Consider the following 22211-nt stretch of genomic DNA (forward strand, 5'->3'; position numbering starts at 1 on the left):
CCGTGAAGGACCCCACGATTTCCCTGTCATTCGAGGAAGCGCATGAGTGAAGTCAGCAGCCCGGTCCCGGCCTCGTTCCGGGATCCGTCCGGATTCGTTTTCCGCCGCGACGGGCGACTGTACCGCCAGGTCAACCGCTCGGCGCAGGAAGATTACGATCTGCTGATCAGCTCCGGCCTCTACGATCGCCTGGTCGAGCGCGGCCTGCTGATTCCCCACCAGGAAGTCGACATCGAAGCGGCGGACCCGGCGCTGGCGTACCGGATCATCGAACCCGAGCCGTTGCCGTTTCTGTCCTGGCCCTTCGAATGGAGCTTCAGCCATCTCAAGGATGCCGCCCTGGCCACCCTGGCGATCCAGAAGACCGCCATCGAGCACGGCATGGTTCTCAAGGATGCCTCGGCCTACAACATGCAATTCCACCGCGGCCGCCAGGTGATGATCGACACGCTGTCGTTCGAGCGCTATCACGAGGGCCGGCCCTGGCAGGCCTACCGCCAGTTCTGCCAGCACTTTCTCGCCCCGCTGGCGCTCATGGCCCGGCGCGACATTCGCCTGGGGCAGCTCCTTCGGGTGCACATCGACGGCATTCCGCTCGACCTGGCCTCGAAGCTGCTGCCGCGCTCCACCCGGCTGCGGCCCGGCCTGGCCATGCATCTGCACCTGCACGCCCGTTTCCAGGCGCGACATGCCGATACGCGCGGGGCAGGGGACGGCGAGCGCAAGGCCGGCGCGCGTGTCAGCCGCACCGGCCTGCTCGGCCTGATCGACGGGCTCAAGAACACCATCTCGAAGCTCGACTGGAATCCCGGCGGCACCGAGTGGGCCGACTACTACAACGACACCAACTACAGCGACAGCGCGTTCGGGCAAAAGCGGGCGATTGTCACGGAGTTCATCGAGACGCTTGCGCCGGCTGCTTTATGGGACCTGGGCGCCAACAACGGCGAGTTCACCCGCCTGGCAACGGCGATGGATATCCCGGCCGTGGCCTTCGATATCGATCCCTCGGCGGTCGAGGCCAACTACCGTCGCGTGCGGCAGGAAAGGGCCGGCGGCCCGCTGCCGCTGGTCATGGATTTGTCCAATCCCAGCCCGGGCCTGGGCTGGGACGAGCGCGAGCGCGAATCCCTGATCCAGCGCGGCCCGGTCGACTGCGTGATGGCGCTGGCCCTGATCCATCACCTGGCCATCTCCAACAACGTGCCGCTCGGGCGCATCGCCGCATTTCTCGCCCGCATCGCACGTGCGGTGATCATCGAGTGGGTGCCCAAGTCCGATAGCCAGGTGCAGCGCCTGCTGCGCTCGCGCGAGGATATCTTCGACCGCTATCACCAGGACGGCTTTGAAGACGCCGTGCGGCAGCATTTCGAAATCGTCGAACGCCGGCAGGTGGCCCAGAGCGAGCGCTGGCTGTACCTGCTTCGCAGTCGCGCCGGCTAGTCCCCGGCTTCTCGCAGACGGAAGCGTCCCAGGGCGACAGCCTGCAGGCGCCGATCCTGGCCGACGCCGATGTCGCGTTGGCGAACCGCGTCGGGAAACTCGAAGCCAAGCACCAGTTCGTCGGTATCGGTCAACCCGGCGGGAATCCGCGCCGTCAGTTTCGTGCTTTCCCGCTCGGTCAGTTCCCAACGCCCGATTTCCTGGTCGGCGATCCGCAGGATGATCCGCTGCCGCGGCCAGTCGTCGCCGTGAATGCTCGGCAGCAGCCAAAGCGACAGCTCCAGCGCCTGCTCGGTCGGCTCGGTCGGGATTTCCAGCGTTGCTTCGTGGCCGTTGTTCCAGACGAGGTTGGGAAACGGCATCGACCAGCCGGCGCCGAGATAGCCCGTCCCGTCCCCCTCCAGGCCCACGTTGGCCACCTCGCCGTACTGATAGACGGGGCGATACACGGCCAGGTCTCGCGGATCGAGGCGTTCATAGCTGTCCGGCGACCCCAGCGGCCCCTTGATTCGCACCGTGCGCAGGGTCTCGTTGTCTTCGTCGTGATACATCGCGTAGTGGCGTGCGCGCGGCTCGGATTCGGATATGGCAAAGACCGACTCGCCCGGCCAGTCGACGTCCAGCCCTTCCTGTTCGACGATGGTTGCCGCCACATCGGTGACCGAGCTCTGGGCCCGTGAAGTCGTCATCTCGCCGCGGCTGTCGCGCGGCTTGACCGCCAGCAGGGCGAACATCCGCTTGGGCGTGAAATCCGGCTCGAAGGCGCCGCCGTGGTCGCTCTGGAGCACGATCAGGCTGTTGTCGTAGAGCTTGCGCTCCTTGAGTGATTCGATGACGGTGGTGACCGCCTGCAGGGTCGCCCGCGCCTCGTGGCGATAATTCTCGCGCGTGTTCGGCAGGGCTTCGCCGGCCGGTGTGCCGTCGGCCCGGGTCACGTAGGGCGGATGGGGCGGCCAGACATGGATGAAATGGTAGGCCGGGTCGGCATCCGCGGCCCGGATGCGCCGGGCATAGCGGCGCAGGTAATCGCGATGGACAAAGGCCTTGGGCAGGGTTTCCGCCCGGTCGACTAGTCGGCGAATGCGCCAGTTATTGTCGTTGTAGACCCAGCCGCGAGCGAGGTGGGGTGTCGCGCGAAACAGCATGATGTCGAGCAGGTCGAGCGCTTCGGCCCCCGCCAGTTCGGATCGGGTTTGATCGATCGTGCCCGGAATGCGATACGCCGCGCTGTGGCGGGTGCCCTGCAGGGACATCATCAGGTTCAGATTGACCCGGTAGCCCATCTCGTGCAGCCGGCTCGGCAGGCCGCTTTCGGCGGCTTCCTTGTGAAACTCGTTGTCGGGAATGCTGCCGTCGAAGGTTCGCCCGAGCAGGATCGACGGAATCGCCAGGTTGGTGTAGGGCGCCGCCGCGGCATTTTCCGTGAACAGGACGAAGCCGTCGAAGACCGACTCGAGCCCCGCTTCGGCGACCAGTTCGGCGAAGACATCGGTCTGGAAGTTGTCGAGCACGATATGGACGACGTTGCGCCCGGTCGAGTGCTGGAACAGGGCTTCGGGTGGCTGCTCGACCTCGGGCGGCTGGGAATGCCAGGGCGAATCCTCGAACGAGCGCGCTGTTTCATAGGCGCCGATGACTTGCAGGGCGATGATCATCAGCGCCGCGGGGACCAGCAGGGTCTTGAGTCGCGTCCTGAATGCGAGGACGGCCAGCGGGACGCCGATCCACAACAGGAGGTCCAGCCAGGCCAGCCGGCCGGTAGCTTGCCAGTCCAGCCCGCGGCCGTCGAGCGCGCCATAGTCGTGCATCAGGAAGGTGCCCTGCGCCCAGACCAGGCCGCCGAGGGCGAGCACGAGCCACAGGTAACGGTCCCGCGCGCCGCCCTTGAGGAGCAGCAGGCCGACCAGCGTCAGCGCCGCCCATAACAGTCCGGCGAGCGGCAGCAGGGTGGGCAGGAGCTCCAGAAAGCCCCGTTCGAATTCTCCCGGATTGCCGCCGAAAATCGTGAAGGGCCCGAACAGGCAAAACGACAGGGCCGGCACCGCCGATACGATCAGAACCGCCGGCAGTCTTCGATTCGGGCCTGCGTATTGCTGCTGGCTCATCGGTTCGGGAATCCTAAAGAATGGTGAGCGTGCCGACGGTCAACACCTCGCCCGACTCCGGGTCCCTCAGGGTGAGTTCGTGCTCGCCGACCGGCAAGTCCGCGTAGTGCGGCACGCGCGCGGTGACGATGCCGCTGCGCACGGTCGTGGGCAACGGTTTGCCGTCGAGCACCAGTTCGGCGCTGTCGGGCGCGCAACCGATTCGGACCCAGAAGGCCGCGCTGCCGTCGGGCTGTTCGTTGAAGGCCTGGCCCTGCGGGGCGTGATCGGGCCCCCAGCGCTCGATCTCGCAGAACACCTCGGATTTGCGGCCGTTGTCGAGGGTGGCCGCCGGCGGCATCGGGCGCACCGTCAGGTGACCGACCCGCTGGGCGACGTTGCGCGCGGTGTCGACCATCAGCAGCTCGTACATGCCCGGTTCGGCGATGACCCGGTCCATGTAGTCCGGCTCGAGGCTGGCGGTAACCACGCCGGGCTCGAAGTGTGTGGCCAGTTCGACGCCGTCGAGCATCAGCCGAGTGGAGCCGGGCACCGGCTCTTCGATGCGTACCCAGAATCCGCCGCGGCCGTTGCCGATGGGATTGAAAATCTCGCCCTCGATGGTTTCCTTTGGCCCCCAGCGCTCGATTTCGGCAAAGGGCTCGAAGCGCAAGTCGGGCATTTCGGCTCGCCGCGGTTCACCCAGGCCCTGGGCGCGGGCGGCGACAGCCAGCAGCAGGCATTCGGTGCTGGCCAGCTGCCAGCCGCCGATATCGACGCGTTCGCCGTCGCGGTGGTCGCGGGCGATGCGCTGGCCGAGCGCCTCCTCCAGGCTTCGGTCGCCGGTGCCGTCGAGGCGCTCGAGCAGCATCCGGGTCGTGTCCTCGTCCGGAAACTCCCGCCGGCAGGCCGGTCCGACGAACTCGATGCCGGCCAGGCTGGCCGCGAGTTCTTGCAGGGCCTCCTCGGCGCGCGGGGAATTGACGGCGGTGGCCAGTGCCGACTCGGCCTGTTTTTCGCAGCCGGCCAACAGGCTCAGTTGCAGGCCGACGAAGGACAGCCCACCCAGTTGCAGCAAGGTTCGACGATGCATCAGCGGCCTCCCAGTTTCCGGTCCAGGTGGTCGGCCATGCGGGCAGCCAGCGCCACGATCGTCAGGGTCGGGTTGGAGAATCCGGCTGCGGGATAGACCGAGCTGCCGGCGATATAGAGATTGTCCCGGTCCCAGACCTGTCCGTCGGGATTGACCACGCCGTGTTCCGGTTGGGCCGACATGCGGGTCGTGCCCATGTGGTGGTAGCCGACACCGACATGCTCGTCGTCAGAAGGCGCATCCCGTCGATCCCACTTCACGCGCGCCCGGTTGCCGGCACTGACGGCTTCCATCCAGCGCTCGAACAGCGCGATGACGGGGCCGAAATCGCTGCGCGGCAGGTGCCAGTGCAGGTTGGGCCGCTTCAGCCCGATTGCGTCGCGCTCGTCAGTGAGCGTGATGCGGCTTTCCGGGTGCGGCGTCGGCGCATTGATCATGCTGATGCGGTAATGCGCGCCCGCGCCGTCGCCGGCGGTCGGGTTGTTCCAGAACGCCGGGGGCAGGACGTCGTCGGGCTGGCTCGACGAGACCAGCAGGCAGGAGTTGGGGCCCGGCGTGCCCGGCTCGGGCGCCATGACGGTCATCAGGTCGTCGCCGGCGAGTTGGCCGCGCTCGTACTGCAGGCCCTCGTCGGCCAGCATCTTGCCCGGCGTGAAGCCGAAATGATCCATGAAGCAGCGCCCGACCAGGTCCGACTGGTTGCCCGGCACGGATTCCTGGTTGAGCAGGAAGCGCGCGTTCTCCACCCCGCCCATGGCGATGACGAATTGCCGGGCGCGGATGTCGCAGCCTTCACCGTCGAGCGTGACCGCCCGTGCCGAACGCACCGTGCCGTCGGACTGCTCTAGGCCGACGACGTTGAGGTTGACGCGGCAGTCGATGTTCTCGTTGTTATCCAGGGCTTCGCGGTACCGCGCCCCGAAACGGGTCGGCGGGCTGAAGCGAAAGATCCGATGGCGAAAGCCGGTGTCGCTCAGATCGAGCAATCGCGCGCGCTGTTCAAGCCGGATGCTGGCCGGGTCGTAGTCCCCGCTGCCGACCTCGCACCATCGGGCCGCCCGTATATACCAGGGCTGCAGCGTGGCGGCTTCGATCGGCCAGCCGGGCAGTTCGCCGGCCGGCTGGTCGCTGAAGTCGCGCTCGTCGAAAGGCCGCACCCAGCCGCCCCAGTGGTTGGAGGTGCCGCCGAGCCAGCGCAGGCGCGAGCCGGTGAGGGGATAGCCCCGGCCGGAAGTCGAGTTGTCGTAGATCGAAGCGGCCTCGCCCGGCGAATCGACGCCGCCGCCTTCGAGCAGCAGCACGCGGTAACCGGATTCGGCCAGTTCCAGCGCCAGCACGATACCGGCCGGTCCGGCGCCGGCGATGGCGACATCCGCCTCCAGTGTGGAAGGCAGGTTCTCCCGTGCGTCGACGATCATGATGACAACGGCTCAAAACACAACAGCGCGCCAGTATACCGGAGGCCGTTTGCCGGGTCGGCCGCTATAATCGCGCCCTTGAGCAACATCTGGCCGGGAGTTGATATTGAGCCCGAACGATAGTGAATGGATGCAGCACGCCCTCGAGCTGGCGCAACGTGCCGAGGCGATGGGGGAGGTGCCGATCGGTGCGGTGCTGGTGGACGCCGAAGGAAAAATCCTCGGTGAGGGCTGGAACCGGGTCATCACCGACGCCGACCCGACCGCGCACGCCGAAGTCGTCGCCCTGCGCGAGGCCGCAAGCGGAGTGAACAACTACCGCCTGCCCGACACCACCCTCTACGTCACCCTCGAGCCCTGCAGCATGTGCGCCGGCGCCCTGGTCAACGCCCGCGTCAGGCGCGTGGTCTACGCCGCAGACGACCTGCGCGCCGGGGCCCACCATTCCATCTTCGAAGTCCTCACCAGCCCTGAACTCAACCACCGCTGCCAAGTCACCCGCGGCGTCCTGGCCGACGCCTCCGCCGAAATGCTGCGCCAATTCTTCCGCAGCCGGCGGTAGCCCATTGTGGTCCCGGCCCGGGAGCCAGGCACTAAGAATGTCGTCCCGGCCTCCGAGCCAGGTCCCAAACATGTCGTCCCGGCCGGAGCGTCAGCGAAGAGCCGGGACCTCGCACTCATCCGATAGCACGGCCTCGCTCACTGCCACCCGCCCCGTGCGAGGCCCCGGATAATCGCTTCGCGATTTCCGGGGCGACAGGGTGGGGACGCTTGTCGTCCCGGCCCCCGAGCCGGGACCTCGCATTCATCCGATCGCACGGCCTCGCTCACTGCCACCCGCACCGTGCGAGATCCCGGCTCAAGGCCGGGATGACACCAAGACCGATGCGGGCGACAAAGTGCGTCGGCGACAGCAAGCATGCTATTATCGAGTAGCATCGCTACCTTAGATCGGGTCCATCCATGGCCGCTACGCAGATCGAATCCAACAAGTTCAAGCGCTATCGCCAGCGCCTGAAGGCGCGTGGCCTGCGCCAGATCCAGCTCTGGGTGCCGGATACCTCGCAGGCCGGTTTCGAACGCAAGCTCGAGAAGCAGCTACGCGCAGTCGAGGCCGGCACTGACGATGATGAGTCGCTGGACTTCATCGAACAGGTTGCCGACTGGGAAGACTGATGCGGCGCGGCGATATTGTCACCGTGGCCGCGCCGGGTGACTATGGCAAACCTCGGCCGGCAGTCATCATTCAGGGCGATGTGCTGAACCACGCCAATCCGCGAAGCACCATCGTTGCCTTAATGACCAGCACCCTCCGCGATGCGCCTTTGCTGCGTCTGACTGTCGAACCCCGTCCGGATAATGGCCTGCACAAAGTTTCGCAGGTTCAAACCCACCGGCTGGTCACCGTGAGAACCGAGAAAATCAGCGACCCAGTCGGGCGCCTCAGCGATCAGGAAATAGTCCAACTCAACCGCCTGCTTGCCCTGGCGATCGGACTGGCGTGACATTCTTGTCGTCCCGGCCCCCGAGCCAGGCACCAGGAATGTCGTCCCGGCCTCCGAGCCGGGACCTCGCACCCGCCAGCAAACTGTCGTCCCGGCCCCCGAGCCGGGACCTCGCACTCATCCGATAGCACGGCCCCGCTCACTGCCACCCGCCCCGTGCGAGGCCCCGGATAATCGCTCCGCGATTTCCGGGGCGACAGAACCAAAAAAGCCCCGGCCACTAAGCCGGGGCTTTTTCATTCCGCCCTGCACCCACCAACCCTGGCGCAAAGCGCCAGCCCCCACCCGGATGCCGAGCCACTTGTTGTCCCCGAACCCCGAACCCCGAACCCCGAACCCCACATAGTCATCAGTGCTACCATTTCGGGCTCTGTGCAACTCAAGTACGAGGAAAGACGTGAACAAACCCCTGAGTCTTTTGACGCTGGCGATTGCCGCCAGCCTGCTGATGGCCTGCTCCGAGCAGGCGCCGCCGCCCCCGGAAGCCCCCGAGGCGCCCGAAACCGCCGAGGCCGAAGCCCCGGAAGGCACCGAGATGGAAACTGAAGCTTCGTCCGAATCCGAAAGCACCGGCGACAACCCGCTGCTGACGGAGAACGACCTGCCTTACGGCATGCCGCCGTTCGACAAGATCGAGTCCGAGCACTTCCAGCCGGCTTTCGAGGCGGCGATGGAAGAGCACATGGCCGAGGTCGAAGAAATCGCGAACAGCGACGAGGAGCCGACCTTCGAGAACACCATCCTGGCGATGGAGCGCGCCGGCCTTACGCTGCAGTACATCGGCCGCGTGTTTTCCAATCTGAACGGCACCGTCACCGACGATACGCTGCAGGAAACCCAGCGCAAGCTGGCGCCGAAATTCTCGGCCCACAGCGACGCGATCAACCTCAACCCGGAGCTGTTCGAGCGCATCGAAGCGGTCTACAACCAGCGCGACGAGCTGGATCTGAGCCCTGAAGGCCTGCGCCTGGTCGAGGAATACCACAAGGACTTCGTCCGCGCCGGCGCGCAGCTCAACGACGAAGAAAAGGAAGAGCTCAAGAAGATGAACTCCGAGCTCGCCGAGCTGACCACGCAGTTCAGCCAGAACGTGCTCAAGGAAGTCAACGACTCGGCCGTGGTGTTCGACAGCCGCGAGGCCCTGGCAGGCCTGAGCGACTCGCGTATCGAGGCGGCCGCCGATGAAGCCGCCGATCGCGACCTGGAAGAGGGCAAGTACGTCATTACCCTGGTCAACACCTCGATCCAGCCGCCGATCGCCGAAATGGAAAACCGCGACTCGCGCGAGAAGGTCAAGAAGGCCTCCCTGGCGCGCGGCGCACGCGGCAACGAGTACGACAACACCGGCGTCGTCGCCGACATCGTGCGCCTACGCGCCGAACGGGCGCAGCTGCTGGGCTACGACACCCACGCCGACTACGTGCTCGAGGACCGCACGGCGCAGACCGTCGAGGCCGTCAACGGCATGCTCGGCGAACTGGCCCCGATCGCCGTGGCCAATGCCCGCCTCGAAGGCGAGGACATCCAGGAGATGATCAACGAGTCGGAAGAAGAGCCTTTCGAGCTCAAGTCCTGGGACTGGTTCTACTACGCCGAGCAGGTCCGCCAGGACCGCTACGCCTTCGACGAAGACCAGATCAAGCCCTACTTCGAGATGAACACCGTGCTCGAAGACGGCGTGTTCTACTCGGCCGAGAAGCTGTTCGGCATCACCTTCGAAAAGCGCCCGGACCTGCCGACCCAGCATCAAACCGCCACCGCCTGGGAGGCCTTCGAGGCCGACGGCACGTCGCTGGGCATCGTCATCATGGACTTCTACGCTCGCGGCACCAAGCGCGGCGGCGCCTGGATGAACTCCTACCGCCTCAATTCAGAGCTGCTGGGCGGCCACCCGGTGCTGGGCATGCACCTGAACGTGCCCAAGCCGCCCGAGGGCGAGCCGACCCTGCTGACCTGGGACGAGACCACCACCATGTTCCACGAGTTCGGTCACGTGGTGCACGGCCTGTTCTCGGACGTTGAATACCCGACCTTCGCCGGCACCAGCGTGCCGCGCGACTTCGTCGAATATCCCTCGCAGGTCTATGAGATCTGGGCGGCCTGGCCGGAAGTGCTGGCCAACTACGCCAAGCATTACGAGACCGGTGAGCAGATCCCGCAGGAACTGCTCGACAAGGTGATCGAGGCGCAGAAGTTCAACGAAGGCTTCGCCACCACCGAGTACCTGGCCGCGGCCATCATCGACCAGGCCTTCCATCAGCTCGGCCCGGATGAAACCCCGGCCGCCGACGCGGTGATGGACTTCGAAGCCAGCGTCCTGGAAGAGCACGGCCTGGACTACGAGCCGGTGCCGCCGCGCTACCGCACGCCGTACTTCTCGCATTCCATGGGCGGCTACGACGCCGGCTACTACTCCTACATCTGGAGTGAAGTGCTGGATGCCGACAGCGCGCTGTGGATCAAGGAAAACGGCGGCCTCGACCGCGAGACCGGCCAGCACTACCGCGACACCATCCTCTCGAAGGGCGGCAGCAAGGCGGCCATGGACCTGTACCTGGACTTCGCCGGCCGCGAACCGAGCATCGAACCGCTGCTGGAACGCCGCGGGCTGGTCATCGACGACGAAGGCTAATAAAAGTGTCGTCCCGGCTCCCGAGCCGGGACCTCACACCCGCCTAGAGAAGTGTCGTCCCGGCCGGAGCGTCAGCGAAGAGCCGGGACCTCGCACTTTGAAGCCGGCACGGCCCGACTCACTGCCACCGGCGATGTGCGAGGCCCTGGATAATCGCTCCGCGATTTCCGGGGCGACAGAACAAAAAAGCCCCGGCCACTGAGCCGGGGCTTTTTCATTCCGCCCGGCGATTCAAATCCTGTCGTCCCAAGCATTAGTTTGGCCCCACCCGTCTAGAGGTGTCGTCCCGGCCTTGAGCCGGGACCTCGCACACTTCTTCTGGCACGGCCCAACTGAGCGCCTGATGAAAGTGACCACAAAAAGGGTTACAATTAAGTCATGGCTACAGAACACAACATCAACCTGAAAGACGCCAAGGCACGCCTGAGCGAGCTGGTCAGCCGGGCCGAGACGGGTGAGGACACCACCATCACCCGGCACGGCAAGCCGGTCGCGCGTATATCGGGCGCCCGGCGTGAACTCAAGCCGATCGAGATCGAACGCCTGCGCGCCCTCACGGACTCGCTGCCCGCCCAGGAAGAGAAAGCGGGGGAAACGATCCGGGCCATGCGAGACCAGTCCCGCTATTGAGCTACTACATCGACACCTCAGTGTGGGTTGCCGCCCTGACTAACGAACAGGCGACAGCAGCCGTACAGGCCTGGATTGCCGAACGCGAGCCCGGTCAACTGCACATCAGTGACTGGGTGGTAACCGAGTTCTCCAGCGCGATCGCCATCAAGCTGCGGACCGGACAACTGAACCCGGAACAAAGGGCCAGCGTCCGCACGGCCTTCTTCAGCCTGGTCGAGTCCTCGACGCTGGTGGTGCCCATGGCCCGTGATGATTTCCGCACAGCGGAACACTACTGCAGTCAACCCGAGACGGGGATCCGGGCCGGTGATGCCCTCCACCTGGCGGTCTGTGCCAACCATGGCTTGACGATGGTGACCCTCGACAAGCAGCCCCTGCAGAGTGCCGGTACAGCGCTGGGAGTGGCCACGCTCTCACCCGCCTAGAAATGTCGTCCCGCCCCCCAAGCCGGGACCTCGCACCGACCTAAACTGTCGTCCCGGCCCTCGAGCCGGGACCTCGCACTTTTACGCTGGCACGGCCAGACTCACTGCCACCGGCAATGCGCGAGACCCCGGATAATCACTAAGCGATTTCCGGGGCGACATACTTTCGAAACGACAAAACGACAAATCCACGCGCTTAACTACCATCGCAATCCTTTAAATCACCCCCCGACTGGTTACAATAGCCCCCGGCGCCGAGGTGGCGGAATTGGTAGACGCGCCTGGTTTAGGTCCAGGTGGGGCAACCCGTGGAGGTTCGAGTCCTCTCCTCGGCACCAGGATAGACAGAGGGGCAAGAAAATCTCGTTTGAGCAAGGGGTTCCGGGCACCACGAGCGTGCGCGGGGCGGCGTTGCGCCTGCGCAATTCGCCGTATAGACTGAGGGCGTTCAATCTTGAACGCCCTTGACAACGCGAAAATGAGGCCTTTGGGAACACCCAAGGCGGTAGCGTGCCCGAATCCCCTATCGATCTCGACACCCGTTTCCGGCTCCTCCGGGCGCTGGAAAATGACCCCAATATCTCCCAGCGCAACCTCGCGCAGGAGCTCGGGCTGAGCCTGGGCAAGGTAAATTACTGCCTGCGCGCCCTGATCGACAAAGGCTGGGTCAAGGCCGGCAATTTCCATCGCAGCGAAAAGAAACACCGCTACCTCTACAAACTCACCCCGGCCGGCCTCTCGGAAAAGGCCCGAATCACCAACCGCTTCCTCAAGCGCAAGATCGCAGAGCACCGGGCGTTGACGGAAGAGATCGAGCGGTTGCGGGGAGAAGTCGGAGCGGTGAAAGAATAGTTCGAATTTTGTTCGCTCGTTTGCTTGTTTGCTCGTTCGCTTGTTCGATGGCAACCATATCCAGATTTCAGGATCTCGAGGCCTGGCAAGATGCCCGGGCACTGGTTCGACAGGTTTATGCCCACACCAGGGAAGGGACTTTCAGTCGAGATTTTGGACTACGCGACCAGATTCAGCGAGCCGCGGTGTCCATCATGGCTAATATTGCAGAGGGCTTCGAAAGGAAGAGCCGAAAAGAATTGAGCCACTATTTACGCATCGCCAGGGGCTCCTGCTCCGAGGTCCAATCCCACCTGTACGTTGCTCTGGATGTGGGCTTCATCAACCAGCAGGAGTTCAAGGAACTCGAAGCCCAGACCATCAAGGTGGGCAGCAAGATAAGCGGCTTCCAGCGCTACCTGAAACGGGACAATGGCCCCAGCGCTTAACGAGCCAAAAGGCAAGCGAGTGAACGAGCAAACAAGCGAACAAGGAAACAAGCGAACGTGTTCAAAGTAACCATCTTCGGAACCGGCTACGTCGGCCTCGTCACCGGCACCTGTCTCGCCGATGTCGGCCACCACGTCACCTGCGTGGATATCGACCAGGACAAGATCGACCAGCTCAATCGGGGCAAGATCCCGATCTACGAGCCGGGCCTGGAGGAAATGGTCGAGGAAAACCACGATGCCGGTCGCCTGCAATTCACCACCGAGGCGGCGGAGGCGGTGGCGCAAGCCGAGGTCATCTTCATCGCCGTCGGTACGCCGCCGGACGAGGACGGCAGCGCGGATTTGAAATACGTGTTGCAGGTCGCGACCACCATCGGCGATCACCTGAAGCAACCGGCAATTATCGCCAACAAGTCCACCGTGCCGGTGGGTACGGCCGATCGGGTACGCGAGACGGTCCAGGCCCGCCTGGAAGCCCGCGGCGAGGCCATCAATATCGACGTCGTCTCCAACCCGGAATTCCTGAAAGAAGGCGCCGCGGTCAAGGACTGCATGCGTCCAGATCGCATCGTCATCGGTACCGACTCGCAGCAGGCAGCTAAAACGCTGCGCAAGCTCTACGCGCCGTTCAATCGCAACCACGACCGTCTGATCGTCATGGACGTGCGATCAGCCGAACTGACCAAATACGCCGCCAACGCCATGCTGGCGACCAAGATCAGCTTCATGAACGAGATCGCCAACGTGGCCGAACGCGTCGGCGCGGATATCGAGATGATCCGCCGCGGTATTGGCTCGGACCCGCGCATCGGTTGGCATTTCATCTACCCCGGCGCCGGATTCGGCGGTTCGTGTTTTCCCAAGGACGTCCGCGCGCTGGCCAGTACAGCTCGCGAGCACGGTGTCGAACCCGAGATGATTCGGGCGGTCGAGTCGGTCAACGATCGCCAGAAGCGCCGCCTGTTCGAGATGATCTGTCAGCACTACGGCGGCCCCGAAAAGCTGGCCGGCAAGCGTTTCGCCGTGTGGGGCCTGGCCTTCAAGCCCAACACCGACGACATGCGCGAGGCCTCCAGCCAGACTCTGCTGGCCCTGCTGTGGGAGGCCGACGCCCACGTTCGCACCTTCGACCCCGAAGCCATGGAAGAAGCGCACCGGATCTTCGGCGACCGCGACAACCTGGAATACTGCGACAGCGCCGAAACCGCCCTGAGCGGCGTCGACGCGCTCATCATCATCACCGAATGGAAGCAGTTCCGCAGCCCCGATTTCGAAAAGCTCAAGCAGCGACTGGCCGACCGCACCGTCTTCGACGGCCGCAACCTTTTCGAACCCGAAGAAATGGAACAAGCCGGCCTCGCTTACTACGGCATAGGCCGAGGCCGCAGCGTAACCCGGAACTCGTAATCCAGAAGCCGCAGCTGGAAGTCGTAGCTTTTAAGCTACATTCCTGTTAAAATGCAGTTGTACCGCTACCAGCGAAGGGATGGAACCGTCCCGTTTTCCGAATGGTTGAACGGAATCCGAGACAAAGCCGTACAGGCGCGTATCAGATTCCGTTTGGCAATTGACTATCTGCGGGACTGGAAGGAGAGACAGAAATGAGCAATGCAGCCATTTCTCACCACGAAGCTGAGTTGGACGAATTGAGATCGGACCCGGAACTGGCGGCAGAATATCTCAAGGCTGCCATGGCCTCGCTCGATGATCCAAACGACCGCGCCGCGGGCCTTCTTGCGCTGCGAACCGTTGCAGAAGCGTATGGCGGGTTGGGCGCTGTGGCAGAAGAAGCGGGTATCAATCGTGAATCTCTTTACCGAGCGCTTTCCCCAAAGGGAAACCCGACACTGAAAACATTGCTGGCCGTGCTCAAGACCGTGGGCATGCGACTCTCCGTCGAACCGCGGAACCGCGCTGCCTGAAGTAAATCAGCTAGCAAGTCACGCTAATAGCTGTATGCCCGTGGTCTGTAGCCCGTAGTCAGTGAGCCTATGAACAGTACAGACCACAGACCACAGACCACAGACCACGCGCCCTTGTGTTCTATCATCATCCCGGTCTACAACCACTGGCACCTGGTGCCGACGCTGCTGGATTGTCTGGCCCGGCAAACGCTGCCGCAAGACGCGTTCGAGACGATGCTGGTCGACAACGGCTCGGAGGTCTTCGAGCCGCCGGAATCATTGCCGGCGAACGCAAGGATTATCACCTGCGAGACCCCGGGCTCCTACGCTGCACGCAACCGTGGCATCGAAAAGGCCCGCGGCGACTGGCTGGTTTTCACCGATGCTGACTGTCGCCCGCGACCTGACTGGCTCGAGAACCTGATGGCCGCCACCAACCAGCTGACAGACAGGGGTGGGCGCGGCCTCCAGGCCGCGAACAAGCGAACAAGCGAACAAGCGAACGAGCAAACACTGTTGGCCGGCCCAGTCGAGATGGTCCCCCAGAACGACCCACCAAACCGCTGGGAAATCTACGACCTGGTCCGCGGCATTCCGCAGGTCTGGTACGTAAAGCGCGGCTATGCGGCAACCGCCAATCTGGCAGTGTCTGCCGCCCTGATGGGCCGCCTGGGCGGCTTTGACGCGGCGCGAATGTCAGGCGGAGATGCCGAATTCTGTCGCCGGGCCGCGGTGCAGGGCGCAAGTCTGGAATACATTCCGGGTGCCATCGTTGAGCACCCGGCCCGCAGCACGCGGCCCGAGTTGGTCGCCAAGCTGCGTCGTATCAAGGCCGGCCAGGTTGGCCGAGGCGACTGGCGCCGCCGCCTGCGCACCTTCCTGCCGCCGGTGATCGAGAGCTGGAAATACCTGCGGGCCACCCGCTGGCCGGTCGGCTACCGCCTGAGGGCTATTGTCGTTCAGCTCAGCCTGTGGCCGGTCGAGATCGGCCAGGCGCTGCACTCGAACCCAAGCAACCGTTGAATCGAAGGGGCGCATCAACTATTTTGTGACTCTGCTGGCACTGAAACACCCTGGGGACAAACGTGAAACCGTTAGGGGGCTTTAGTATGGCCGTACCATCCGATGCAAATTGGCAACAATGTGAATCTGGACTACTCCTGCCGGAGCAGCCCAGCCAGAACAAGAAGAACGGAAAGCATCCCGTTCCAGTACCCCCCGGAGAAGACGCAATGGACCCTGATTACGGCAAGGCGCCGTCGGAAGGCGGGCCTGTCCCGTCGATTGGCCGGCCCGAAGAACTGGGCGTAGCCAGCCCCTTCGACGAAAATGCTGTGGCCCTGAAGGATCATCTGAGCCGCATCGGCCTGTCCGGTGATGCTCCGACGCTACACGCGGTCAAAGGGGAAGATCCGCAAGCGCTGTCCGACTGGCTTGAAAAGTATCCGCAAGGCCACTGTCTGGTCTTCTGGCGCAGCCCCGTCGCCGCCGTGGCAAGAGCCATGGCCGAAGGCGTCGCGCCGGACGAAGCATTGAACCAATGGCTTGGCCAGGCCGAAACATTAATGGGGGCCGTAAGACGGAACCGCCGCCGCACCACATTGGTGGAAAGCTCGATGGCCCAGGCTCACCCCGGCATGCTTGCCGAGCGCCTTGCTCAGCGCCTGGCGCTTTCCCTGTCGACCTCGTCGAATATCACCGGTCCTTCAGAAGATCTGGACCCGATCGAGACTTTGATTGCCGAACGCACGGTCGTAACCAACGCGTTGGCTCACCGAATCGCCCAGGAACTGGAAGCAACTGCACTGCCCTTGGGGGCTGGCAAGGACGACCTTCTGCCCGATCCACTGACTGCCTGGCAGTCGCACCGCACGCACGAAAAGGTGGTGCGCGCAGATTATGAGCGAGTGAGATCGGAGAACCGCGAATTGCGGCAGGAAAGGCAGGCGCTCAAGCGGCAGCTTGACGAGCAAGAGGCGAGCAGTGGCTCGAACCAAGCCCGCGATCAGCTCGAACTGAAAGAAGAGAACGACCTGCTACTTCAGCAACTGCACAACGTACAGGAAGAGCTGGAGTCGTATTACCTCGAAAGCCGCGAGCATCAACAGAAGTACCAGAAAGCCGAATCCGAGCGCAAAAAGCTGGAGCGAGAGTGCAACAGCGCCCTGCAGAGAGCCGGGATGCTTCAGAACAAGATCGACGCCATGCGCAAGTCGCGCTCCTGGCGCCTCACCAAGCCGCTTCGTGCCGGCAACTTGCTCAAGCGCAAGAAGGCCAAGTGAGTAAGTAAGCAATGGACTGGATCGAGGATCAGCTCAATCACGCACGGACGCCGGAGACCATCGTGCACCTCGGCGCCGGTCTGTGTCGGGAGTTGCCGCACTACGTCAGCTCGGGTGCAGGGCGTATCGTGCTGTTAGAACCTAATCCTGAAGCGCTGCCCGAACTGAGACAGCGTACTTCGGGCCATGACGACGTGGAAGTTCTCCCCATGGCCGTCAGCGCCGAAGAGGGAAAGAAAGCCCTGAGGATCTATAACTACCCGGACCTTTCCAGCCTGCGAAGACCTACCGGCCTGTTTCAACTATTGCCCGGGCTTCAGCAGACGCGCCAGGCAATCGTCGACGTCATCCGTGCCGACAAGCTGCCTGCCCAACTGGGCCTGGAGGGTAGCGAAGACAACTGGCTTGTAATCGACACGCCCGGAGAGGAATCGGCAATCGTCAGCGCGCTGGCGCAGCACGCGCAGCTCCACCATTTCGATCGCATCATCATTCGTGCGGGGGCCGATATCTACTACGACGGAGCGGCAACGGCCGAAGAACTCGCTGGCAATCTCGAAAAGCTTGGCTATTACCGCGAGGGTGCCGATGACAGTGCCGACGGGGACTGGCCGCGTAGCCATCTTCGCCTCAACGCAAAGGCAATTGAGTGTCGCCGCCTGCGACGAGAAAACGAATTCCTCGCGCAAGAAAACAAGCGGTTGAAGGAGCAGACTAAAAAGCTTACCGAAAAGCTGCAGGTAGCCCGCAAGCAAAAGGAAGAACTCGAAGCCAAGTCAGCGGACCTTAACGCTCGATTGGAACAGCTTGATCAGCAACCGCGCACGGCGGAACTGCTCGCCGGGCTTCAAAAGACCCTCAGTCGTGAAATCCACCAGTCCCGGGTTCAGATCGAATCCTATATGGCCCTGAACAAGTACCTGGACTATGGCGAATTCACGCCAGCCCTGCACGGCTGGACAATCAGTCCGGACCTGGCCGTGTATCTTGTCGAGCTTCTGGAAAACGAGAATTATGATCTGATCATCGAATTTGGTAGTGGCAGTTCAACGGTTCTATTGGCTCAAGCGGTGGAACAGCGAGCCACCAAGATACCGAGAATTGGCCAGCTCATCAGCCAGCTCTCATTGCAGGGCCGAGACAGTGACCAGGGGTATGCCAGACCTCTCTCCGTACAGCGAGAGAGTGCTGCCGGAGAGGTGCCAAATCGCGTTCTGGCCTTTGAGCATAGTCGCAATTATTTGGAGAAAACCGAAAACCTGCTCAGCAAGTCAGGCGTTGGCCATTTCGTGGACCTGGAATACTCGCCGCTCCGTGACTTCGAATGGGGCGATCGGGAGTATTTATTTTATCACTGCTCCGACTCGCTGGAAAGGGCCGCCCGAATGCTACAGAGAAAGGAGGCGAAAGTGCTTGTCCTGGTAGACGGACCACCGGGTAACACAAATTCACACACAAGGTTTCCGGCGCTTCCCATCCTTCTTGAAAATTTCTCCAGGCACGAGCTGCATGTGGTGCTGGACGACTACGAACGAAAGGAAGAAAAAGAGATTGTAGAAATGTGGCAATGTGAACTAGAAAGGCGATCACTTGAATATGATACCCAGGTCCTCTCGCTAGAGAAGGGCTGCTGCTTTCTTCGCATTAATCAGGTTTAATACGTAGGTAATCTAGGTAGAACACGTTCAATGCGGTCTAAGCGAGAACTACAACGCGCGCTGGAGGAGGTCGGCAACATCGGAGCGCTCCGGTACCTGCTCGAGCGCGAAGAGGTTGCCGGGGAAGGCTCGGAAATTCGTGTGCCGGGGAACAATGGGTCCTGGAAAAAATCAGGATGTCAGGAGTCCCTGGCTTCCCTTAGCAGGGACAGAGGGGGCGACCGATGGCATTCCTGGAGCCTTGCTGAGGGTGTGGAAGTGCTTCCCTATGGTGTGCTCCGGCTCCCTGAAGGCTCCGGTCGACTCTTCGCAAGTTCGCGAATCCTGCGGCTCGAGCCGAATTCAGTCTACGAAGTTCACTTCAAGTACAACTGCCAGAACCCTGCCGCCGAAATCTATTTGACGATTACTCCGGATGATGCAACAGCTAAGGCAGATTATTTTAGCGAGAACTGTCTGCCTGTTCCGGTCTCTCGGAGCGGGTACAACGATACCGGCGGTCAAGCACTCTATTTTCGCACGGGCACCAAGCCGGAACTCGTTACCGTCAATCTGTGTAGCAAGACCCAGGATGCGGCTCTCCTGGCTGGTATCGAGGAGCTTGAGCTCGTAAAAAGCGATCAGCCGCGTGCAGCTGTACATTTCGACGACGAGAGATACTGCCATGTTTTTGCCTCACTAGCCTCGATCCCTGAAAGAGTGAGTTGTCTTGAGCGAACTGTCCGTAGCCTTTATGATCAAGTGGATGTGGTTCGCGTTTTTCTCAACGAATATCCCGATGTTCCCGATTTTCTGAAGAACGATCCCAAGATCCAGGTTGCGCGGTCGCAGATTTTTGGAGACCAGGGCGATAGCGGAAAGTTCTTCTGGTCAGATTCGACAGAGCCGGGTGTTCAGCTGATCTGCGACGATGACCTTGAGTACCCCCCTGACTATGCGGAGAGAATGACCGAGTCCCTCAAGCGGTACGATTGGCAATGCGTCGTCGGTGTACATTCGGCGCTCCTGAGGCAGCCGATCACTGACTACTATCATCAGAATCAGCGCCGAGTTTGGCATTTCAGGAATGGGCTTTCAGCCGACAGATTCTGCCATGTCCTTGGAACCGGCACGGTCGCGTATCACAGTGAACATGTGCGCATCAGTCGACATGACTTCGCGTATCGAAACATGGCTGACATCTGGCTTGCCAGGATCGCTGCCAACCGTGATATCGGATTGGTTGGATGTGCTCGCCCGCACAACTGGCTGCGACAGTTAGATACAGACGGTCATAGTATATATGAGCATTCGACAGGTGCCATAGAAGCTTGCACAAATACTGGTGAAATACAGACAGCGATTTTAAAGAATTGTCGGCCATTGACGATTCCAAAGCGCGTATTGTCAAGGCCAAAGGTGGTTTTGGGGATCAAAACGTACGATCGCGTTGGCTACCTGCGAGACTGTATCGAGAGTTTTCTCAAGACACGCAGCCTTGATTTCCAATGGGTTTTGATTGTCGCCGATGATGGCTCGACAGATGGTACGAAAGCCTATCTCCGGCAGCTCGAGCCCGACGTTGAACTGCATGTGATCGAGAACTCACGCAGGTATGCAGTTGGCCAATCTAATACGATTTATGAACTCGCTCAGTCAATAGGGTTCGACTATGGCTTTAACGTCGATGACGACCTGATCTTTACAAAGTCAGGTTGGGACAAACTCTACATAAACGCTATTGAAAAGAGTGGATACTCTCATCTCGTTCACCGCCATATTCGGCATGCGAGGAATCTGCTCTCCAATCAGGAAAACGCGGGGGATTTGCCAGATCCCGTTCACGATCCCTCACTGACCTGCGTTGCCCATGGTGATTCCCATTTCGATCTGGGCACGGGAAGTCTTGTCACCTTTACGCCAGAAACCCTGGAGAAGGCCGGTTTTGCGGATGAGGCGAATTTTCCCATCCGTGGGCAGTGGCACGTGGACTACCATATTCGCTGCGCTCGAGCCGGCTGTAATGAAGTTGAGCATCTTTTCGATGCCCTGGGTAGCAATAACTATCTGGAGATACAGAACTACCTGAGCGAGGATTACCGCTGTGCAATTCCCTGGGGCGAGGAGTACAAGAAAACGAAGGATCCGGAGGAGCTCGAGAGACGAATGAAGGTTATGGCCGACGTCTCCCGAATCTACGTGCCACCACCAAGGCATGAAAAGAGCGCCGGGTTCCAATTGGGTCAAGTATGGGTAGATAAAGTCTATGTTCTGAATCTTGACCGGCGTCAGGATCGTTGGAAAGCGATCTCGGAGTCAGCTGCAAAGGTAGGGGTTCCTATCGAGCGATTTTCTGCAGTCGATGGGGCCGATCCCGAGGTGCGAGCAAGATACGAGGAATACGCGCGGCGACCATTGGTTTCCGTACCAGACGATATTCGGATTGATAATACGCGTGATTTGAGGTCTCCGGCCGCTCATCATATGGCGAGAGTGGCCTTCTTCGAACAAAAGCACAAAAGAAAGGCAATCGGAAGCCCCGGAGCCTGGGGTTACCTTTGTACAATGATCGCAATCCTGAGGGACGCAATCAGTTCGGGCTATGAAACGATCCTGGTTCTGGACGATGACTGCCTTTTCCACAGGGATATGCAACGCCTTGTTGATGATCAATCCAGAAGCTTGCCGGAAGACTGGTTGTTATGGCAGCTGGGTGCGCTTCAATATAACTGGGCTGAGAATGCTATAGATTGGCGGGAGCCGCACTTCTATTCATGCAACGGTACGAGTGTTGGTTCTCATGCAACAGTATTGAGGGCCGAAGTGTTGCCCTTGATCCTTAATGAATGTGAAAGGCTGGATCTTCCGTATGACGAAGGCCCGCTGTTTTGGCCTAAGGCCCTTTATCCTGGCCAGTGCCTGACGTCTTATCCGAATCTGATTATCCAGGATGTTGCAGACAGTGATATTTCCGACACTACAGCTCAACAGAAAAGGAAAGCAAGTATTTTCGATACCTACAGGTGGAATCCTGATGTTTATGTTTAAAAAAGTTTCTCTGAGGGTGAGAAATTAAGGAAATGCGACTGATTAATGCAACCATGCCGCGTTCTGGAAGTGAATTTGTTTCAAAGCTTATTCTCCAGTCCCTCCATCGAAGGCCCGAGTGCATCGTTTCGATCACACCGGGCCGAAATATCAATCACCAGGCCTGCCTCTGCTCGTCGCCGTTCGAGCAAGAATCTTCAATTTTCAGAAATGCGGAAAGATCTATAACAGCCATGCAGAAGGTATCTTCATTTCTTTTGAAAATCGAGTCGCCCGGAAGGGATACCCTGTGCATGGATATTGCGGAGCGTTGCACAGATATACTCTGGCTGTGCTCCCTTCGGAATATTGAGGATATTGTCATATCTCATTACAACTTGAAGTCATGGGGTTGGACTGAGGACAAGGTTTTGCAGGCGTGGAAGAATGACCTTTTCTTTTATGAGTTTCTCCATAACAAGAAGAGGTTGCTGGCGGTAGATATCGATAATCCAGATAGTCTGAGTCCTGAACGATTTTGTCAGTTCCTTGGCCTGGATCAGCTGCCGGATGCTGCCGAGCAGGCAATTGCCAGTTGGGGGGTTGTAAATCCGTTGAAACAGCAGAAAGAAAAGGCCGGTGAGGCAATGGGTGCTCGGTTGGTGCCTGAGTCGATTTCCACCATTAGATTTCGGCATCCGTGGATTGAGGCGCTTGAGAGCAGGTATCAAGCGCTTCTGTGTGCGTGAGGTGAGCCTGGCAGGAGGTCTTGTACATTGGGGACTCTGGGGATCCCCAGCCGTCTCTGTTTTATGTGAATTTGGTAAAACAACGTCTAGTTCTAG

Annotated in this window: 19 protein-coding genes and 1 tRNA gene; 17 read left to right on the plus strand and 3 right to left on the minus strand. The window is 61.1% G+C overall.

Features of this window, described 5'->3' with window-relative positions:
- Positions 1-42 precede the first annotated feature (42 nt).
- Complete coding sequence (locus ACDC66_RS02945) at positions 43-1443, plus strand: class I SAM-dependent methyltransferase (RefSeq protein ID WP_376695190.1); 1401 nt, start codon at positions 43-45, stop codon at positions 1441-1443.
- On the opposite strand, the gene ACDC66_RS02950 is transcribed toward ACDC66_RS02945, so the two are convergent.
- The 3 genes from ACDC66_RS02950 to ACDC66_RS02960 are packed head-to-tail and all read right to left on the minus strand — an operon-like array spanning position 1440 to position 6038.
- The gene (locus ACDC66_RS02950; protein WP_376695191.1) at positions 1440-3548 is read right to left on the minus strand and encodes a sulfatase-like hydrolase/transferase; all 2109 of its coding nucleotides are present in this window, start codon (positions 3546-3548) and stop codon (positions 1440-1442) included. The two genes, ACDC66_RS02945 and ACDC66_RS02950, sit on opposite strands and share 4 nt — an antisense overlap.
- A gap of 13 nt (positions 3549-3561) precedes the next feature.
- A complete protein-coding gene (locus ACDC66_RS02955) occupies positions 3562-4620 on the minus strand; it encodes a hypothetical protein (RefSeq protein WP_376695192.1) in 1059 nt (352 codons plus the stop codon).
- On the minus strand, positions 4620-6038 hold the full coding sequence (locus tag ACDC66_RS02960; RefSeq protein WP_376695193.1) for a GMC oxidoreductase: 1419 nt from the start codon (positions 6036-6038) through the stop codon (positions 4620-4622). The genes ACDC66_RS02955 and ACDC66_RS02960 overlap by 1 nt, the downstream gene beginning before the upstream one ends.
- Before the next feature lie 106 nt (positions 6039-6144).
- On the opposite strand from ACDC66_RS02960, the gene tadA reads away from it, so the two are divergent.
- The 16 genes from tadA to ACDC66_RS03040 all read left to right on the plus strand — a co-directional run bounded on the left by tadA (position 6145) and on the right by ACDC66_RS03040 (position 22115).
- A complete protein-coding gene (gene tadA / locus ACDC66_RS02965) occupies positions 6145-6600 on the plus strand; it encodes a tRNA adenosine(34) deaminase TadA (protein WP_376695194.1) in 456 nt (151 codons plus the stop codon).
- A gap of 401 nt (positions 6601-7001) precedes the next feature.
- Positions 7002-7214 carry an antitoxin MazE family protein gene (locus ACDC66_RS02970; protein WP_376695195.1) on the plus strand — a complete coding sequence of 71 codons (213 nt, stop codon included), beginning with the start codon at positions 7002-7004 and terminating at the stop codon, positions 7212-7214.
- Entirely contained in the window at positions 7214-7543 is a 330-nt protein-coding gene (locus ACDC66_RS02975; RefSeq protein WP_376695196.1) for a type II toxin-antitoxin system PemK/MazF family toxin, read from the plus strand. Before ACDC66_RS02970 ends, ACDC66_RS02975 begins: the two co-directional genes overlap by 1 nt.
- A 397-nt stretch (positions 7544-7940) precedes the next feature.
- Positions 7941-10175 (plus strand): M3 family metallopeptidase, encoded by a 2235-nt coding sequence (locus ACDC66_RS02980; protein WP_376695197.1) that lies wholly within the window; start codon positions 7941-7943, stop codon positions 10173-10175.
- 378 nt (positions 10176-10553) lie between these two features.
- Positions 10554-10805 (plus strand): type II toxin-antitoxin system Phd/YefM family antitoxin, encoded by a 252-nt coding sequence (locus ACDC66_RS02985; protein ID WP_376695198.1) that lies wholly within the window; start codon positions 10554-10556, stop codon positions 10803-10805.
- Positions 10802-11233 carry a type II toxin-antitoxin system VapC family toxin gene (locus tag ACDC66_RS02990; protein WP_376695199.1) on the plus strand — a complete coding sequence of 144 codons (432 nt, stop codon included), beginning with the start codon at positions 10802-10804 and terminating at the stop codon, positions 11231-11233. Before ACDC66_RS02985 ends, ACDC66_RS02990 begins: the two co-directional genes overlap by 4 nt.
- Before the next feature lie 253 nt (positions 11234-11486).
- Positions 11487-11571 (plus strand) — tRNA-Leu (locus tag ACDC66_RS02995).
- 172 nt (positions 11572-11743) lie between these two features.
- On the plus strand, positions 11744-12085 hold the full coding sequence (locus ACDC66_RS03000) for a MarR family EPS-associated transcriptional regulator (RefSeq protein ID WP_376695200.1): 342 nt from the start codon (positions 11744-11746) through the stop codon (positions 12083-12085).
- A 47-nt stretch (positions 12086-12132) separates the two neighbouring features.
- Entirely contained in the window at positions 12133-12513 is a 381-nt protein-coding gene (locus tag ACDC66_RS03005) for a four helix bundle protein (RefSeq protein ID WP_376695201.1), read from the plus strand.
- A gap of 57 nt (positions 12514-12570) precedes the next feature.
- A complete protein-coding gene (locus ACDC66_RS03010; RefSeq protein WP_376695202.1) occupies positions 12571-13923 on the plus strand; it encodes a UDP-glucose dehydrogenase family protein in 1353 nt (450 codons plus the stop codon).
- A gap of 194 nt (positions 13924-14117) precedes the next feature.
- Positions 14118-14438 carry an addiction module antidote protein gene (locus ACDC66_RS03015; RefSeq protein WP_376695203.1) on the plus strand — a complete coding sequence of 107 codons (321 nt, stop codon included), beginning with the start codon at positions 14118-14120 and terminating at the stop codon, positions 14436-14438.
- A 114-nt stretch (positions 14439-14552) separates the two neighbouring features.
- Positions 14553-15443 (plus strand): glycosyltransferase family 2 protein, encoded by an 891-nt coding sequence (locus ACDC66_RS03020; protein WP_376695204.1) that lies wholly within the window; start codon positions 14553-14555, stop codon positions 15441-15443.
- An 86-nt stretch (positions 15444-15529) separates the two neighbouring features.
- Positions 15530-16702, plus strand: a complete 1173-nt coding sequence (locus tag ACDC66_RS03025; protein ID WP_376695205.1) for a GAS domain-containing protein — start codon at positions 15530-15532, stop codon at positions 16700-16702.
- A gap of 11 nt (positions 16703-16713) precedes the next feature.
- The gene (locus ACDC66_RS03030) at positions 16714-18360 is read left to right on the plus strand and encodes a class I SAM-dependent methyltransferase (protein ID WP_376695206.1); all 1647 of its coding nucleotides are present in this window, start codon (positions 16714-16716) and stop codon (positions 18358-18360) included.
- A 30-nt stretch (positions 18361-18390) separates the two neighbouring features.
- Positions 18391-21387 carry a glycosyltransferase gene (locus tag ACDC66_RS03035; protein ID WP_376695207.1) on the plus strand — a complete coding sequence of 999 codons (2997 nt, stop codon included), beginning with the start codon at positions 18391-18393 and terminating at the stop codon, positions 21385-21387.
- A gap of 32 nt (positions 21388-21419) precedes the next feature.
- The gene (locus tag ACDC66_RS03040) at positions 21420-22115 is read left to right on the plus strand and encodes a hypothetical protein (protein WP_376695208.1); all 696 of its coding nucleotides are present in this window, start codon (positions 21420-21422) and stop codon (positions 22113-22115) included.
- The last annotated feature ends 96 nt before the right edge of the window (positions 22116-22211 follow it).

The organism is Wenzhouxiangella psychrophila (assembly GCF_042310375.1).
Classification (GTDB): Bacteria; Pseudomonadota; Gammaproteobacteria; order Xanthomonadales; family Wenzhouxiangellaceae; genus Wenzhouxiangella.